This is a genomic window from Mesorhizobium sp. M1312, assembly GCF_040318115.1.
Lineage (GTDB): Bacteria > Pseudomonadota > Alphaproteobacteria > Rhizobiales > Rhizobiaceae > Mesorhizobium.
Genome location: NZ_JAMYLQ010000045.1, coordinates 19,941 through 37,522 on the forward strand (window position 1 = coordinate 19,941; position 17,582 = coordinate 37,522).

12 protein-coding genes are annotated in these 17,582 nt (G+C 58.4%); 7 read left to right on the plus strand and 5 right to left on the minus strand.

Going from position 1 to position 17,582, the window contains the following annotated elements; genetic code table 11:
- Positions 1–46: 46 nt before the first annotated feature.
- Positions 47–889, minus strand: coding sequence for an ectoine/hydroxyectoine ABC transporter substrate-binding protein EhuB (ehuB, locus tag NKH36_RS32040; RefSeq protein WP_352961004.1), 843 nt, complete (start codon positions 887–889; stop codon positions 47–49).
- Between the two features lie 166 nt (positions 890–1,055).
- On the minus strand, positions 1,056–2,237 hold the full coding sequence (locus tag NKH36_RS32045; RefSeq protein WP_352961003.1) for a M24 family metallopeptidase: 1,182 nt from the start codon (positions 2,235–2,237) through the stop codon (positions 1,056–1,058).
- 443 nt (positions 2,238–2,680) lie between these two features.
- Here NKH36_RS32045 and NKH36_RS32050 point away from each other — a divergent pair, with 443 nt between their 5' ends.
- From NKH36_RS32050 to NKH36_RS32080, 7 genes are all read left to right on the plus strand, one after another.
- On the plus strand, positions 2,681–3,973 hold the full coding sequence (locus tag NKH36_RS32050; RefSeq protein WP_352961069.1) for a methylaspartate ammonia-lyase: 1,293 nt from the start codon (positions 2,681–2,683) through the stop codon (positions 3,971–3,973).
- A complete protein-coding gene (locus tag NKH36_RS32055; RefSeq protein WP_352961002.1) occupies positions 3,970–5,115 on the plus strand; it encodes a CaiB/BaiF CoA transferase family protein in 1,146 nt (381 codons plus the stop codon). The genes NKH36_RS32050 and NKH36_RS32055 overlap by 4 nt, the downstream gene beginning before the upstream one ends.
- 7 nt (positions 5,116–5,122) lie before the next feature.
- The gene (locus NKH36_RS32060; protein WP_352961001.1) at positions 5,123–6,049 is read left to right on the plus strand and encodes an HpcH/HpaI aldolase/citrate lyase family protein; all 927 of its coding nucleotides are present in this window, start codon (positions 5,123–5,125) and stop codon (positions 6,047–6,049) included.
- Positions 6,050–6,139: 90 nt separating this feature from the next.
- The gene (locus NKH36_RS32065; RefSeq protein ID WP_352960999.1) at positions 6,140–7,075 is read left to right on the plus strand and encodes a LysR family transcriptional regulator; all 936 of its coding nucleotides are present in this window, start codon (positions 6,140–6,142) and stop codon (positions 7,073–7,075) included.
- Between the two features lie 150 nt (positions 7,076–7,225).
- Entirely contained in the window at positions 7,226–8,659 is a 1,434-nt protein-coding gene (locus tag NKH36_RS32070; RefSeq protein WP_352960997.1) for an aldehyde dehydrogenase family protein, read from the plus strand.
- Positions 8,649–10,199, plus strand: a complete 1,551-nt coding sequence (locus NKH36_RS32075; RefSeq protein ID WP_352960995.1) for a fumarate hydratase — start codon at positions 8,649–8,651, stop codon at positions 10,197–10,199. The genes NKH36_RS32070 and NKH36_RS32075 overlap by 11 nt, the downstream gene beginning before the upstream one ends.
- Before the next feature lie 541 nt (positions 10,200–10,740).
- Positions 10,741–13,233: a GcvT family protein gene (locus NKH36_RS32080; protein ID WP_352960993.1), complete on the plus strand. Its 2,493-nt coding sequence runs from the start codon at positions 10,741–10,743 to the stop codon at positions 13,231–13,233.
- Between the two features lie 561 nt (positions 13,234–13,794).
- Here the strand turns inward: NKH36_RS32080 and NKH36_RS32085 are convergent.
- The 3 genes from NKH36_RS32085 to NKH36_RS32095 form a co-directional block, all read right to left on the minus strand.
- Positions 13,795–15,201: an aminotransferase gene (locus NKH36_RS32085; RefSeq protein ID WP_352960991.1), complete on the minus strand. Its 1,407-nt coding sequence runs from the start codon at positions 15,199–15,201 to the stop codon at positions 13,795–13,797.
- Between the two features lie 189 nt (positions 15,202–15,390).
- Complete coding sequence (locus tag NKH36_RS32090; protein WP_352960989.1) at positions 15,391–16,554, minus strand: M20 aminoacylase family protein; 1,164 nt, start codon at positions 16,552–16,554, stop codon at positions 15,391–15,393.
- Between the two features lie 729 nt (positions 16,555–17,283).
- Positions 17,284–17,582 (minus strand): Lrp/AsnC family transcriptional regulator (locus tag NKH36_RS32095; protein ID WP_352965895.1); only part of this gene is annotated, 299 nt, incomplete at its 5' end.

Here is a 17,582-nt window from a genome sequence, read left to right on the forward strand (position 1 = left end):
GCGCACTGGGGAGGCCAAGGCCTCCCCAGGAGAAGTAGGTCTAGCATCAGCGATTGGCGCAAACCCATTCCGCAGACTTGTCATTTGGCAAAAGCTTTGCGTCGTAGCCGTAAGCCTCGACGGCTTTCATCATCTCGGGAGTTCCGATGTATTTCTTCTGAGCTTCGTTGAACTTCTCCACAAAGTCCTTGTCCGCGCCTCTAAAGGCTATGCTCACCCAATTTTGAGTCGATTCCGGCATTGCGTCTGGGTCGGTCACCTCAAGCTTTCCGCCGGATTTGTCAGCGACAGACCGCGACAAAAGATATCCCGACGCGCCGGCGTCTGCGCGTCCCGACTCAACCGCCGCGAGTATCTCTGTTTGACCCGGCACTTGCATGATCTGCGCTTCGGGTACCCCGGCTTTCTTAGCCTGCTCTATGTTACTGTATCCGATGCCGGTCACCATCGTTGCGCCCTTCTTAGCAATGTCCTCGTAATTCTTGAGTCCTTTAGGATTGCCAGCTGGTACGATCAGCGCGTCCGTTACCTTCGCCAATGGCTCCGAGAAGGTGACGCTTGCACACCTTGATTTGAGAATGTAAAGGCCACCCGTGGCCATATCAAAACGTCCAGATTGCAGGCCAGGGATAAGCCCGCCCCAATCTGTTACGACAGTCTCCACGTTATCGTAGCCCATCTGTTTTAGCACGCCCAGTGCGATCGCATTAACGAACCCTACTGGTTGATTCTTGTTGTCGGGAAAAGCGAAGGGTTCTTCGTTGGCAAAGCCGATGCGGATGGATTTGCCGCTGGCGATACGGTCTGACAAATCTCCTGCGTGGACCGGTGCAATTGCGGCATAAGCGATGGCCAATCCTGCCGCTATTTTTGCGATTCTCTTGTTCATGTTTCAGTTCCCTTGTTGAGTGATTGAACGGCTCCCGCGAGCCGGCATTTTTTTCTTTGTAGAAGCGTTATTTGGGAGAGCTGGTCTCCATTAGCCTAGTCCAACACGCATGAGGCCAGAACCGCCCGACCTTATCCAGCCGCCTAACTCATCCTCGCGTATCCCCTCAGTCGATGACGATCAGGCGGCGCTCCACGTCGCAGAAGCGTTGACCACCTTTCGCGGTGACCACGAAAGATTCTGAGATCGCTGCGCCAAACTCGTCGAGCCATACCCCGGATTGGAAGTGGAAGCACATTCCTTCCTGCAGGGGCGTCTTTTCGCCGGCGCGGATGCTGACTGTCCGTTCGCCCCAGTCTGGTGGGTAAGCGATACCAATGGAGTAACCGACGCGGCTATCTTTGCTGTAGCCATTGCGCTTCAAAACAGTTTGGAAGACTGCCGCGACTTCTTCGACGGTCACCCCAGGCTTGGCCGCTTCGAGTGCGAGATCGCCGCCCTCAACAATGACTGACGCCAGGCGCGAGACCTCCTGCGGAGGCTTTCCGACATGAATCGTTCTCGTGAGTGGGGTGGTGTAGTGTCGGCGTGCCGCTCCAAGCTCCATGACCACCAGGCCAGACTCGAGGACCTTCTGATCGCTCCATGTTAGGTGACAGGTGCTTGTCCCCTCCCCGATCTGAAGCAATGGAGATAGGCTTGTGTAGTCACCGAATTTTCCGTCCACGCCTAAAATCTGATTACGGTAAACATCCGCTATGACTTCGTAATCGCGAACACCCGGTTTGAGCCTGGCAATAGCCTCTCGCATGGTATGGCTGATAATTCGGCCCGCCTCCCGCATGTAGACAAGCTCGGCTTCGGACTTGACGAGCCTAGCCCAGTTCACGAGCTCGCGGCTATCCGCAAACTTTGCGTTTGGGAGCCCCCGGACCAAGTGCTGATGAGCCCGTGCCGTGTAGTAGTGGGCATCGAGCTCGACGCCTATTCGAGCAGAACCCCAGCCCTTGGAGATGATGAGTGCACTAAGATCATCAAACGGATGGTCATCGGGATGATGGACGAGGGCTTCTCGGAAGGAGACGATGTTCGCTTCAGGCAGGTTCGTCGTAACGCTTGCCGACTTGGCATCGATCGGGCGTCCGAACCAGAACGGCATGTCCTCATTGACATGAACCAGCACCGCTTGCGGAGTGTAGAACGACCAGCTGTCGAAGCCGGTAAGCCAACCCAGGTTGGCGGGGTCTTGGCAAATGAGCAGATCAAACCCGGCCTTCTCCATCCGGTTTTTGACGTCTTGGACGCGACGGTCGAACTCCTCGGGTAAAAAGGGTTTCTGGTAGTTCATGCGTACGATCCTTCTCGGAATTCAGCACGAGCGTGCTCGAGTTCACCGACATTCATCCCGCGATTGCCGGGAACGGTGGTGGCCAAATGCCTGTCAGTTTGATGTCCATGCTCCCTGCGGTGCCCCCGCGCCGTCCCTCGTTTTGTCTGTCTCATGAGAGCTAGGGGAGCATTCGTCGGAAGGGGTGCGCAGTCAAATGCAGTGTTTATATTGGCGTCATCTCACTTCGAGATGGCGGCGTCCGCAATTGGAGAGCCTCCGCCTTGAGCGCTGCAACTGGAACTGGTCAGGCACTTTCACGCTGGTAGCCCCCAGTATCCATCTGAAAACACGATGGTGCTCGTATGAAATTTATATTGGGCTTAGGCGGCCTGTTCAGGGCTTAATCAGCTGCACGTCGAGATTTCGTGATTGCAACGCACATCGTCAGGGCGAACAACGAAGTGAACATCAAAGACATCGTGTTGGCGCCGGGCACCGGCGCATTCTTTTATGACGACCAGGCCGCAATAAGGGCGGGCGCTGGCCAGGACGGTTTTTTGTATATCGGGGAACCGCTGACCGCCGGCCTGACGTCCATAAGAACGCCCGCGTCATCGCTCAGCATCGGGCTCGTGCTGGCCGACGACACGGTTGTCTGGGGCGATATGATGAGCGTTCAATACTCGGGGGCCGGTGGCCGCGATCCCCTGTTCGACAGCAACGCAATGTCAAAGTTGACGAGAGAGGTTGTCGCTCCAAGAATCCTGTCCGTTGATACGTCTTCATTTCTGGAAGCCTGTTCGCAGGTATTGGCTCCTATGGAGGGGAAGCGCTTGCCCCTGGCCTTAGAGTACGGCGTGAGCCAGGCGCTTCTGCGAGCCGCCGCGCATATCGGGCGAAAGACAATGGCCGAGGCTGTCTGCGACTCCTTCAGCCTCCCCCTGCCGACCCGGGGTGTCCCGATCTATGCGCAAAGCGGAGATGCGCGCGAGATCAACGTCGACAAAATGATCCTGAAGGCGGTCGATGTTCTTCCGCACGGCCTCATTAACTCAAGGCAGAAATTCGGTGTAGGAGGCCACACCTTTCTCGAATTTGTTCAATGGGTGGCTGCCCGGACGCAGCAAATAGGTAGCCCTGGGTATCGGCCAGTGCTGCACTTTGACGTGTATGGCTGGATCGGCCTTGAGCTGGGTCTCGATCCCCAAGTGATTGCCGATTTCATAAGCCGCGTGGCGGAAACGGTTCCCGATTTTGTGGTGAACATTGAATCTCCGGGAGACTTCGGCTCAACAGAAGCCCAGGTCGAGAACTACGCTCGGATTGTCTCGATCTTGGATGGCCGAGGCCCCAACGCCCGGATCGTTGTCGACGAACGCTGCAACACCCTGGATGACATCAGGCAATTTGCCGAGGCCCACGCCGCACACCTGGTGCAGATCAAGACGCCCGACGTTGGCTCCATAGCGGATACCGCGAAAGCGGTGCTGATTTGCAAACAACATCAGGTCGGGGCCTATGTGGGAGGCAGTTGTACCGAAACAGACTTGTCCGCCCGAGCGACCGTCCATGTGTCCGTCGCAACCCGGGCTGACATGATGCTGGCAAAGCCCGGCATGGGAGTCGACGAGGGCATATCCATCGTAGGCAATGAGCAAAACCGCCTTCTCGCTCTTCTCGAAAGACGACGTGCAGGACAGGACGAGGCCCGGGAGTCGCACGACGCCATTATACCAAGGGTCGTAGTGCGGTGACAAACGCTCTCGAAGGGATCACCGTCGTCGCGGTGGAGCAGGCGGTCGCTGCGCCGTACGCGTCATCTCGGCTTGCCGATGCCGGCGCACGGGTCATCAAGGTGGAACGGCCGGAAGGCGATTTCGCGCGCAATTACGACAGCCTGGTCCAAGGGCAGAGCGCCTATTTCGTGTGGCTCAACCGCGGCAAAGAGTCGGTTTGCCTGGATCTGCGGGTTGAAGCGGACCGCGAACTCCTCGCTGTTCTGGTGTCGTCGGCTGACGTTTTCATTCAGAATCTCAAGCCAGGGAGTATGGCTAAGCTCGGTTTCGGCTCAGCGAGCCTTCGCGAGCGCTATCCAAGTTTGATTACCTGCGACATTTCGGGGTTCGGCGAAGGTGGGGATTATTCCCATCTTAAAGCTTACGACCTCATCGTTCAGGCCGAAAGCGGCCTGTCTGCCATCACGGGCACCCCGGAAGGCGCAGCACGGGTCGGTGTATCTGTGTGTGATATCTCTGCAGGCATGACCGCGCACAGCGCCATCCTACAAGCCCTCTATGCTCGCGTGACCACAGGAAAAGGTGCTGCTATCCAGGTATCGCTCTTTGATGCCGTGGCGGACTGGATGAATGTCCCAGTCCTCCAGCACGACTATGGAAACTACCCCACGTTGCGTTTCGGCGTGAACCACCCATCACTGGCGCCTTACGGAGCTTACCGATGTGCCGACGGCAAGTCCGTGATCTTCTCGGTTCAGAACGACCGGGAATGGGTCAGTTTTTGTGATGCTTTCCTAAAGATTCCGGAGCTCACCCGGGCCCCAGGGTTCGCGTTCAATATGGACCGCCTGGGTAATCGCGCGGCGCTTGATCAAATAATCCAAGCTCGATTCTCGGAACTGTCGAGCAGCGACGCGATGCGGGAACTCGAGTCCGCAGGCCTTGCTTACGGAAGGATGAATGACATTGCGGCGGTATCCGACCATCCACATATCCGTAGGGCGGAAGTTGAGACACCAGGCGGCAATATCGACGTGATTGCTCCGGCCGCGATTTTTGACAAGGAACCTGTGGCGTTGCGCCCGGTGCCAGCGCTGGGCGCTCATACGGCGGCTATTCGTCAAGAATTTTCCACTACCAGCGTTCCTCAAGGGCGATGAGGTCGCGGTGACAGAGATCGGCGACATTGACTCCACCAAGGCTTCCCAGGACCGACGTTGGCGTTCGCTCTTGTTCGTGCCTGCCCACTTGCCCAAGTTCGTGTGCAAGGCCCACGAGCGGGGCGCGGACGGGATCGTGCTGGATTTGGAGGATTCCGTCCCGTATTCGTCCAAATCCGAAGCCCGGCATCGGCTGGGGGAGAGCATCGCTCAGTCGGGACAGAAGGCTTCGTCGGTGCTAGTCCGGGTGAACCGTGGCTTGAGGGCTCTCTGCGCAGACTTGGACGTAGCAATCGTGTCCGGTGTCGACGCCCTTGTTTTGCCAAAGGTTGAATCAGCTGAGTGGATCGTCGAGATTGCTCAGGAGATTCTGGCGCTTGAGCAGGAACGCGGCCTGGTGGCGGGCGCGATCCGGCTCGTGGCGCAGATTGAGACCCCGGCTGCGCTGCCCCGGCTCCCGGCAATTGCGACGGCACACCCGCGGCTGATCGCGATGTCGCTTGGGCCTGAGGATTTTAGTTCGGCTGTCGGCGGGCAGCCGACAGCTGATCTACTCTTGGCCCCTAATCTTGCGGTTCTGTTTGCCGCGCGTGCTGCAGGCCTCTTCCCGCTTGGGTTTGTCGGAAGCATTGGGGATTTTGCGGATATCGAGAAATTTCGTGAAATCGCGCGTCACGCTAATACTCTAGGATTTGCTGGTGCGTTCGCCATTCATCCTGCGCAAGTTGTCGTTCTCAACGAAGCGTTCGCTCCACTCCCCGATGAACTGGAATGGGCGAGGCGCGTGGTGCGGGCGGAACAGGAAGCCAAGGCAAAGCGCTTGGGCGCTTTCACGGTTGATGGGAAGATGATCGATCTCCCAGTCATACGTCGCGCGCGCGCGCTGCTTTCTCTGAGCCAAAGCCCTGGAGACCCGCTCCGGCTGAACCGCTAAGCGACGCAATGGCTCTTCCGCGCCATCTGATTCCGAGATAGGTTCTCCTGTGGCAACGTTCTGGATGCGTTGCAGGTAGGTCAGCCGTAAGTGGAATTCAGACAGCTCAGATATTTTGTCGGCGTGGTCGAGGCAGGCAGCTTCACCAAGGCTGCTGCTATGCTAAACGTCGCCCAGAGCGCTCTCAGCCTTCATGTCCGCCAGCTCGAAGAGGCGTTCGGCACCCAGCTCCTGATTCGTGACCGCAGTGGTGTCAGCGTCACGCCTTCCGGGGCAAAACTCCTCGAACGCGCGCGAACCATTCTGAACGAAATCAGGATCACGAAGGCCGAGATGAGCAACACGGCCGCGTCCGGAGAGGTCACGATTGGCATCCCGTCCGGGGCCGCCCGTGTGCTTTCAGGACCATTGCTCGAGGTTGTTCGTAACGAGCTCCCATCTGTGACGTTGAAGATGGTCGAGGGTATGACCGGACCTCTGGAAGAGTGGATGGCGGCTGGCCGGTTTAACCTCGCCATTCTCTACCGCACCGCAGACGCCATTGCCGGTCTTCCGATACTGGCCAGGGAAGACTTTTGTCTGGTTGCCCCGCCAAATCTGCCTCCCTTCCCTGATGTGGTGGCGCTGTCGGACCTCCACGCGTTTCCCCTCGCTGTTCCGATGCGCAACAACAATGTCCGGCGCTCGGTCGCGGATGTCGTGGCTCAGCATGGCTGCCGCCTCGACGTCAGGTTTGAAGTGGACTCGTTGTCCACGATCATCAGCATGGTCACGGAAGGCAAGGCGTACTCCATCCTCACGCCCTCAGCCATCCACAGGGAGGTCCAGCAGGGGCTGGTTCATATGGTCCGGATCGTCGACCCCGTCATCACGCGCTCGGTCGTGCTGGCCGTAAACCCCAAGGACGAGAATTCGCCCGCTGTGTCGGCGGTCCGCAAGCTGATCCCACGCATTGTGCGGGACCTGATTGAAAGTGGGCAATGGCTGGCCAAGGCCCCTGCGGAAGCCGCCACCGCGCAGCCCTGAGCCGAGTACGCGGCGATCTCGTTTCCAGATAGTAATCGGCAAAATTCCATATTTGACCCCGGGCCGCCGTCAAGATGTAAGTGCAAAGGACTGGGATCCATCCGGCTGGCGCACACCGTATACGGCCTCGATTCTGAACCGGAGCATAAAATGTCAGACGCCAAGCGGTATGAGCTGTTCATAGACGGTGAGTGGCGGTGTGGCGGCAAGGGCGAGATCCCGGTCATTAATCCTGCAACGGAGCAAGCATTCGCCTCGGTCGCCTCGGCATCGTCCCAAGACTTGGAGGATGCCTTGGCATCCGCCGAACGCAGTCGGCCAGCCTGGGCCGCGCTTGCCGCGCGCCAACGGGGTGCCATACTCGTTGCGGCTGCAAACATACTCGCGGGAAGAGTTGGTGCGGCAGCTAAGGCCCTCTCGGCGGAGCAGGGCAAGACCTTGGCCGAAGCAGCAGGCGAATATAGACGCGCGCTTGAAATGCTGGAGTGGAACGGCACCCACGCGGAAGAGCTTAGTGCGTCCCTTCCTATGGGGCCTGACCGCATGCTCGTGCCCGAGCCGCTTGGCGTTGTCACCGCATTTACCCCTTGGAACTATCCGGCGGTCCTCAATGCTCGCAAACTCGGCGCCGCCCTAGCAGCCGGATGCCCCGTGATCCTTAAAGGCGCGGAAGAGACACCGAGCGCCAGTGTCTACATCATACAGGCCCTGCATGACGCGGGTATTCCGGCCGGCGTCGTCAACCTTGTTTTTGGCGTGCCGGCAGACATCTCGCAACACCTGCTCAAATCCCCCATAGTCAAAGTCCTTAGTTTCACGGGTTCCACGGTGGTCGGAAAACATCTCGCCAGGCTGGCCGCCGAAAACCTGCAACGGTGCGTGCTGGAACTCGGTGGGCACTGCCCTGTGATTGTCTGCGAGGATGCGGATCTCGAAGCTTCGGCAAAAGCGATCGCCGATTATAAATTCGAATGCGCCGGTCAAAGCTGCAACGCGCCGAGCCGCATTCTTGTGGCCCGGCCGGTCTATCAGCAATTTCTGTCGCGGATGGCGGATGCGGCGAAATCGATCGAGGTCGGCGCTCCCGATGCTCCGTGTACCGAAATGGGTCCAATGGCTAACGGCCGCAGGATTGAAGCGTTGCAGCGGCTGACTAAAGATGCAGTGGGGAGAGGCGCGCGCATAGAAATTGGCGGCGCGAGACTGGACCGCCCGGGTTTCTACTGGCCCCCGACGATTCTGACCGAGGTGCCTCCCGGTTCGGATATTCTGCGTGAGGAACCTTTCGGGCCAATCCTCACGATAGCCCCCTTTGACACCATTGAAGACGCTATCGCAGAGGCCAATGACACCGAATATGGCCTGGCCTCGTACTTCTTCACGTCGTCACCGGAGACCAAACGCCTGTTGGCGAGCAGACTTTCGGCAGGCGCAGTCAGTATCAATTTCCTCAAGGGCGTCGCCGCTGATGCGCCGCATTCGGGCGTCAAGCAAAGCGGCTACGGCTACGAAGGGGGCGAGCAGGGCATGCGGAGCTTCCAGAACCTGAAACTGGTCAACGGGCTGGACGCGCTTGAGCGATAAGCGCAAATACACCTCTATTCGCGGAGAGGACATCGCGCAGAGCATCGCCGATGCCCTGCAGTACGTGTCGTACTTTCATCCGCCCGACTACATTCAATACCTCGCGCAAGCCTACCGACGCGAGAAAAGCGCCCCCGCGAAGAATGCCATCGGGCAGATTCTGGTCAATTCGCGTATGGCCGCCTTCGGCCGGCGTCCGATTTGCCAGGATACGGGCCTCGTCGTGGTCTTCGCCAAGGTCGGCATGTCGGTGCTCATCAACGCGGAGCTTTCCTTCGTAGAGCTTATTAACGAGGGCGTCAGACGAGCCTACCTCGACCCGGACAATCCTTTGCGCCCCTCCGTCGTCATGGACCCTCTCGCTGGCCGGACCAACTCCCGTGACAATACCCCGGCGATCGTTCATGTCGAATTAGTGGCCGGCGACACAATCGAGTTCACGGTCTCTGCGAAGGGCGGCGGGTCTGAAAACAAAGCCCGCTTCACCACGCTCAATCCGACCGCCTCGGTTGCGGATTGGGTGGTCGAGACCGTTGCCACACTGGGAAGTGGCTGGTGTCCGCCAGGGATGATTTCGGTCGGCATCGGCGGAAGCGCGGAAAAGGCAATGCTGCTCGCCAAGGAGGCGATGAACGAGCCGATCGACATGGCTGACCTGATTGCGCGTGGAGCCTCGTCCGCCGAAGAGGCTTTACGGATCGAACTCTACGACAGGATCAACGCATTGGGCATAGGCGCTCAAGGCTTGGGCGGGTTGACCACGGTTGTCGACGTCAAGGTCGCGACCTATCCGACCCACGCCGCCTCCAAGCCTGTTGCTCTTATTCCGCAATGCGCAGCAAACCGGCATGTCACGTTCGTCCTGGATGGATCCGGACCCGTAACTCTGGAGCCGCCTGACTTGTCCCAATGGCCAGACATTGGACCCGAAGACTTACGTCCCGAGGGCGTCCGGCGTGTGAACCTCGATACACTGGCGAAGGATGACACCCGGCAATGGCGGTGCGGCGAGACGCTGCTGCTGTCCGGTAAACTTCTGACGGGCCGGGACGCTGCCCACAAGCGCATTGCAGAGCTGATCGACGCGGGCAAGCCCCTTCCGGTCAACTTCGCCGGGCGGGTGATTTACTATGTGGGTCCCGTGCGCGCTGTTGGAAGCGAAGTTGTGGGACCGGCTGGGCCGACAACGTCGAACCGAATGGATGGGTTTGTGGAAAAGATCCTAGCCGCCACCGGGCTTCTTGCCATGATCGGCAAGGCCGAACGCGGGCCCGCCGCTATCGAATCGATCGTCAGGCATCAGGCACCATACATGGTGGCCGTCGGCGGGGCTGCATACCTGATATCGAAATCAATCAAATCTGCACGGTTGGTAGCGTTCGAAGACCTTGGGATGGAGGCGATCTATGAATTTGAAGTTCAGGATATGCCGGTGATCCTGGCAGTAGATACGGCCGGCGCTTCAATCCACACCTCTGGCCCCGCTGAATGGCGGAAGCAGATGGCAGCCGACAGCATTGCCCGCAGCATCGGCGTTTGAGGGTGCAAAGTTCCGCCTCGAGGATCTTTGGGGTCCTCAACGGGGACACAAAACGTTGCCGGGACAACGGCCTTCGCCAGTATTATCCGCATCGATAGTCCCCTCCGCACGAAGTCTCGTAAGATGACGTTGGCACGCAGTGGCGCAAACTCCGAACTTTTCCGGAATTGCATCGCAGGTTGGGCGGCTATTCCATTGACAATGCAGTTTGCGGACGCCGATCTGATCGTACTTGATTTACGATGATCTCACCTGTCGCTGTATCCTACAACATCACGATACTGGGTTAACCGGCCGAAGCCATGATTTAAGTGCCTAATAGAGGCTACGGGCAATGAATGCGCCTGAGGTCAGTGACTCTCGAAGGGACCGCCGACAGTACGTTTTACTGAGGCAATGCTGCATAAGGAGGCCTGGCAGTGCAGAAAACCTGCTGTCTAAGCCCGCAGATCGGAGGAAATGAATCCAAAGACAACGGTAGTGTCTTGATACAACGCGCCTTGTCCCGCACTCCCGCGACCAGGCTAGAACGGGGTTTAAAATGGCCGGCAAACTACCATCTCATGTCGAATACGTTGTCATTGGAGGGGGCATTATCGGCCTCTCGATAGCTTACCATCTGACCCGTCTCGGTCACCGCGACGTTCTGCTTCTGGAGCGCGACCAGCTGACATGCGGGACGACCTGGCATGCCGCAGGCCTCGTGACACAACTCCGTGCCAATGAAACCATGGCCAAGCTCGCTCAATACTCTGCCGATCTGTTCAGGGACCTCGAAAATCTGACCGGTCAAGCCACTGGCTTTCGGCAAACCGGCTCCATCACCGTCGCTGCGACCCAGGAACGGCTTGAAGAGCTCAAGCGCGGGTGTTCGATGGGCCGCTCGTTTGGCCTGGACGTGGAGATGATAGGCGCTGCGGAAGCCCAGCGCCGCGTTCCATTGCTCGAGGTCAGTGATGTCCTAGGGGCGGCATGGATCGCTTCCGACGGGATGACCAACGCTGTCGATACGGCGCGTGCCTTCGCAGTTGGCGCGCGCCAGGGTGGAGCAACGATCCTTGAGCGGACTCCGGTCACACGTATCCTCGTCGAGAAAGGCCGCTTCGTTGGCGTGGAAACCAGTCAGGGAACGGTCCGTGCTGAACAGGCGGTCATCTGCACTGGCCTGTGGACGCGGAATGTGGCTGCTGAACTCAACTGGTCGGTGCCGTTGCATGCTGCCGAACATTTCTATGTTGTCACCGAGGCGATTCCCGACCTACCCCTCGACCTGCCGACTATTCGCGATATGGACGCGCGCGTCTATGCAAAGGCCGACGCCGGGAAACTGCTCGTGGGCTTCTTCGAGGCCAATGGCAAACCTTGGGGCATGAATGGAATACCCCAGGATTTCAGTTTCGATTCGTTGCCCGAAGATTTCGACCACATCGAACCGTACCTCTCTGCGGCCATAGAGCGCATGCCTGTCTTGGCAGATATCGGCCTCCAACTGAATTTCAATGGCCCTGAGAGCTTCACGCCGGACAATCGGTTCCACCTCGGGCCATCACCTGAAATTCAAGGTCTGTATGTCGCCTCTGGATTTAATTCCTGCGGCATCGAGTCCTCGGGTGGTGCGGGCAAGGTCATGGCAGAATGGATGTCGACTGGCTTGCCAGCGGGAGACTGCTGGGAAATGGACGTCCGGCGGTCAATGCCATTTCAGCGGAACAGGCGGTATCTGTACGATCGTACGGTGGAGGCGGTCGGCAACCTCTGGGCGCTTCATTTGCCGCATAAGTCACCGAAGACGGCACGCAACGTGCGCGTGTCCCCCTTGCACGACCGTCTGTCCGCCGTCGGCGCAAACTTCGGTGAAAGTGCCGGTTGGGAACGCGTTCAATGGTTTGGTGCGCCTGGATCGCCGAAAAGGCATGCAACGTTCGGCCGGGACGAATGGTTCGAGCGAAGTGGCGCGGAACATACGGCCACCCGCTCCGGCGTCACCCTATTCGACCAAACCTCCTTCGCGCACCTTCTGGTGCAGGGGTCAGATGCCCTTGCGCTGCTACAGTGCTTGTCCACGAACGACGTGAACGTAGCCGTCGGCCGTGTTGTCTATACGCCGTGGCTGAACGAGCGAGGCGGTATGGAGTCCGACGTCACGATCGCGCGCATCAGTGACGAGGAATTTCTTGTCGTGACGGCGGCCGTCCAACGCACCCGTGATCTCGCCTGGCTGCGTTTGCATGCCGCGGGAGCCGGCCACGTCTCGGTTGCCGACGTCTCATCAGGATATACGACCCTCTCCGTGATGGGTCCGCGATCGCGTGAGTTACTTGAGCGCGTCAGTCCTGCGGATTTTTCTAACGAGGCATTTCCCTTCGCGACGGCTCGTGAAATCGAGGTCGGGTATAGCCTCGCGCTCGCATTCCGGATGACCTTTGTCGGCGAGTTAGGCTGGGAACTTCACATCCCAACCGAACAAACACTAGGGGTCTATGACGCCCTTGTGGCCGCCGGTGCCGATATCGGCCTAGGCCACGCCGGATATGTCGCTCTCAACACGCTGCGCCTGGAAGCGGGCTACCGTGACTGGGGTGCAGATGTGGGTGATGAGGACACCCCGTTGGAATCGGGACTGGGGTTCACGGTTGCCTGGGATAAGCGCGAGGATTTCATCGGACGCGCTGCACTGGAGGCCCAGCGCGGCAAACCCTTGTGCCGGCGGCTGGTCCAGTTCGCTGCCCCAAATGCCAAATCGTTGATGTTCGGGACCGAGCCTGTCTGGCGTGACGGCAGCCTTGTCGGATACCTTCGCTCGGCTGGATTTGGCCACACTGTGGGTTGCGGCATCGGCATGGGATATCTCACAGCCGAGGCCGGGGTAACGGCTGATTGGCTGTCGGAAGGGACATTCGAGATCGAGATCGCTGGGGAGCGCTATCCCGCCATAGCTTCTTTGCGACCATTCTATGACGCCGGACGAAGCCGCGTGAAGGGCGAGTGGCACTGCGTGGAGGAGCTGGTCGCGCCGGAGCTTCTCAAGGCCTAAGCCTTTCGTTCCCGGTCAATCTATGGTCATCTCGCAGCTATGCGGGGACCAGTAGGCGTCCTGTTCGCGGTGCCTGCTTCACTCTAGTCTAGGCGATGCAAAATTCTCCGGACCGGGAAGCGACTCAGTGACGCGACATCCGAAAGGAGTTGTGGAATTCGGAATTAGCGGGCTTCTTGGCGCGAACTACACGCTGCACTCTGTCGTTACACAAGAAAGTGGCGTTGCTGGTCGCCTTATTGCGCGACGGCCCAACCCGTTGCCTCAGGCCTCAATGAAGATCGAGTATCGAAGAATACGCCGGATCACCGGGTGGCAGGGGACGCGACATTGAAAACCAAGTCATAGCCCCGCGCCGTTCGCCTCCACCTTGAATAAAGCAATAGCTTTTTAAACTGAAGGCTGATGGTCAGTCTTGGTCTCCTCAAGAAAAGAGGCACATTTATCCACAAATTGGCCTGATGTCTGGGATGAGCAACGGCGCGACCATTTCGGTTACTGGCAATCCACGTCGGCAGCCACGGCTGGCTTTTTAGCGCCGACGTTGGAATCTTAGGAAGACTAAACTGCGCCCTCGGACTGAAGTGCCTTGTAAGTCGTATCGACGGCACGCATCGTGGCGTCCACGATAATATCGATTTCATCTTTCTTGATGATGAGCGGGGGCGCATATCCCAAGGTATCGGCGTGGGGCATAGCACGAGCGATCACGCCATTGTCCAGCAGCGCTGCTGCCGCGCGCACACCCACTTGGAGCCCTGGGTCGAACGGCACGCGCTGCTTCGGGTCGCGCATAAACTCGACTGCGGACAAGATGCCCACACCGCGGACTTCACCGACAATGGGGTGCCCTTCAAGCTTGGCCTTCATCTGCGCATGCCAGTATGGTCCCACTTCGCGAACATGTTCCAGGATATTCCTTTCCTTTAGGACCTGAATGTTTGCCAGCGCTGCTGCGGCACAAAGCGTATGGCCCGAGTACGTCCAGCCGTGACCCAAAGGACCGTATTTCTCGCTGCCCTGCTCCAACACCGCCCAGACCCGTTCTCCAATAATTGAGCCCGAAATCGGGAGGTAGGCCGAACTGAGGCCCTTGGCGATCGTGACCAGGTCCGGACGCATTCCGTACAAATGCGAACCAAATTTCTCGCCGGTGCGACCAAATCCGGTAACGACCTCGTCGGCGATCAGAAGGATATCATATTTGTCCAGCACCGCCTGGATCTCGGTCCAGTACCCCTTCGGCGGTGGGACGATGCCGCCGGTGCCAAGTACGGGCTCTCCGATGAAAGCACCCACGGTATCAGGGCCTTCCGCGATGATCAGGGCTTCGAGCTCCGCGGCGCATCGCTTAGAAAACGCTTCCTCTGTTTCGCCTTCCTGCGCCTGTCGATACCAATGCGGGGTGGTCGTGTGGCGGACGATTTCGAGCGGAAGATCGAAGTGGTTGTGGAAGAATGCCAGTCCCGTCAGACTTCCGGACACCAGGCCGGAGCCATGGTAGCCGCGCTGCCGGGAGATGATTTTCTTCTTTGCAGGGCGTCCGAGGATGTTGTTGTAGTACCAGACCAGCTTGATGTTGGTCTCATTGGCATCGGATCCCGAAAGCCCAAAATAGACGCGCCGCATGTTCTCGCCGAAGTATTCGACCACGGCCTCCGCTAGGAGAGTGACCGTTTTTGTGCTTTGGCTTGCATACACATGGGCGAACGGAAGCTCGTGGGCTTGTTTTGAAATCGCATCGGCGATTTCCTTGCAACCGTAGCCCATGTTCACGCAGTAAAGCCCGCCGAACCCATCCAGGCTTTTGCGACCCTCCGTGTCCCAGATATAGACGCCTTCAGCACCCGCCATAACGCGGTTTGGGGTTTCGCCTCGGCTGTGCTTGGCCAGATGGGTCGAGGGATGGAAAACGTAATTCCGGTCCTTCTCCTGAATTTGCGCGGTACCCAGATTGCTCAGAGCCATTGTTTCTCTCTTTTTCGAATGACGGGCGACCGGCCATACGTCGGTCAGCTGTTCAAAATTAGCAGCAAGTCTACGCGGGCTTCGCGCCAATTCGGCCTTTCGCGTTGAAATTCAGCGAGAAACGGCCCAATCTTTGATTTCCCGTCGCCGAAGTCAGCGCGAGCGGTGCTCAGAAGACCCGTTGCGACACTAGGCGGCCAAAGTACCTTCAACTAGGTTCACCCAATACCCAATCCCGTAAGGAATGGCATTGTCGTCGAAGTCATAGGTCGGATTGTGAAGCCCGGCCGTGGGTCCATTGCCGAGGAATAGGAACGCGCCAGGCCGCGCTTGCAGCATGTAGGAGAAGTCCTCGGAAACCATCACCGGCTTGACCTGTTCGTTGACCGCCTCTCCCCCGACAAGGCTCCGCGCAGCAGCGGCTGCCAATTCGGTCGCCTCCGTATGGTTGAACGTCAGTGGCTCAAGACGCCTGTGCCGGTATTCCACTTTGGCCCCGAAAGCCGCCGCAATATTCTCAGCGCAGACCTTGATCTGTTTCTCCGCAAAATCACGCAATGCCGGAGATAGGCTCCTAACCGTTCCGCCCAGCGTCACGGTGTCGGGAATGATGTGGTAGGATTCACTTCCGGCGAATTTTGGCACCGACACGACCAGAGCTTCCGTCGGATCGAGGTTTCGTGAAACCAAGGTCTGGAGAGCCATGACGATCTGAGCTCCGACGACCACCGGATCGATCGTATTGTGAGGCGTGGCAGCGTGTCCGCCGCGGCCGGTTACGATGATGTCGAACTCGTCGAGGGCGGCCATGATGGACCCGTCACGAATCCCGAACTTGCCGACTTCAATTCCGGGCATATTATGCATGCCGAAGACCTGAGATATGTTGAAGCGGTCCATCAGGCCTTCCTGCACCATTCGTCCGGCGCCCTGCCCGTCTTCTTCGGCGGGCTGGAAAATAAGCGCTACCGAGCCTTTGAAATTCCTAGTTGCAGCGAGATGTTTTGCCGCGCCGAGCAGCATGGCCGTATGTCCGTCATGACCACAGGCATGCATCTTTCCTTCGACCTTTGACGTCCAGGGCTTGCCGGTGGCCTCAACAATCGGCAGGGCGTCCATATCCGCCCGCAGTCCAATCGTTGGGCCGTCTCCGCCGGTGCCTTGGATTAGCGCGACAACACCGGTCTCGGCTATGCCCGTCTCAATATGGTTGATCCCGAAAGATGCCAGTTTTTCAGCGACGAAGTTCGCGGTGTTGTGAACTTTATAACCGAGTTCGGGATTCTGATGGAGGTGATGGCGCCAGGTGATAGCCTCTTCGTGAATATCGCGGAAATCATCGACGCTGCGCATTCTTGCCTCCTGCACCAAATAATGAGCAGACCGCGCATTGGGTCTACCAGCTTGAACCAGATCTGTGCAGCCGTGGCTCGGGCATCCTCCAAGATGCGCGGTTCCGCGTCGCATGTCCATCATTGGAAAGCTTCCAGACTTGAACCGCTACAGTCAAATGCATTGTGTGTATTGACCCCATCTCGCTTTGAGATGAGCCTTCCAAATCCCGCGTTTCGCGATGGATGTAACTTGATTCTAGCGGACCTCTCTGATGATCGGACGTATGTATTCGGCGAGGTGCCGGACAAGCAAGACTTGACCGCGTACCTCCCGTTGCCGGTGATCTCATTCATTGCGTTTGCAGCGATACCTGCTGGCTATACGCACCGCACGGAACTGGTACTCTTTGCCAAGAACGGCCTCGATCTGCTGCGGCGGTCCATCCCGCTCGAGCGATCCGCCACGGCAGACGGCTGGCGATCCTGTCGCATGAAGGCGAGGTTGAGGCCGCGGCATGCCTTCTCTCGCGGGTAAGGGAATACACCCTGCGCGTAACTCGTGAGGAGAATGCTGCACGCATAGCGTTGCGCATCACGCTATTCGGTGCAGAGCGATGTGCCCAAGGGCCGGGTCGCCATCGACTTCTAGTGCCTCAGCCGACTTACGCGAGGGGCCGCTCGATCGGCAGATGATGCGGCTGTTCCGGAGAACAGCAAATCCTCACGGCAGCGGGCTGCGCTGTGGGCGTTACTCCTCAATAGGCAAAGCCAACGACGCCTTGATACGATCCATCACAACCATCGTCTTGACTGCTTTGATATCAGACTCGTGAAAAAATCGGCGGGTAAATGCCTCATACTCAGCCATGTCCCGCACCGAGATCATGAGAAGGAAATCGGCTTCACCCGTCACATAATACGCACTCATGATCTCAGGCGTGCGCCGAACCGCTTGCTTGAAGCGATCAATGATATCTACCCGCTCGCGCTCGAGGCTGATAGACGCCAGCATAAGCATGGGCCGACCCACAGCTTGTGGCGAGACGA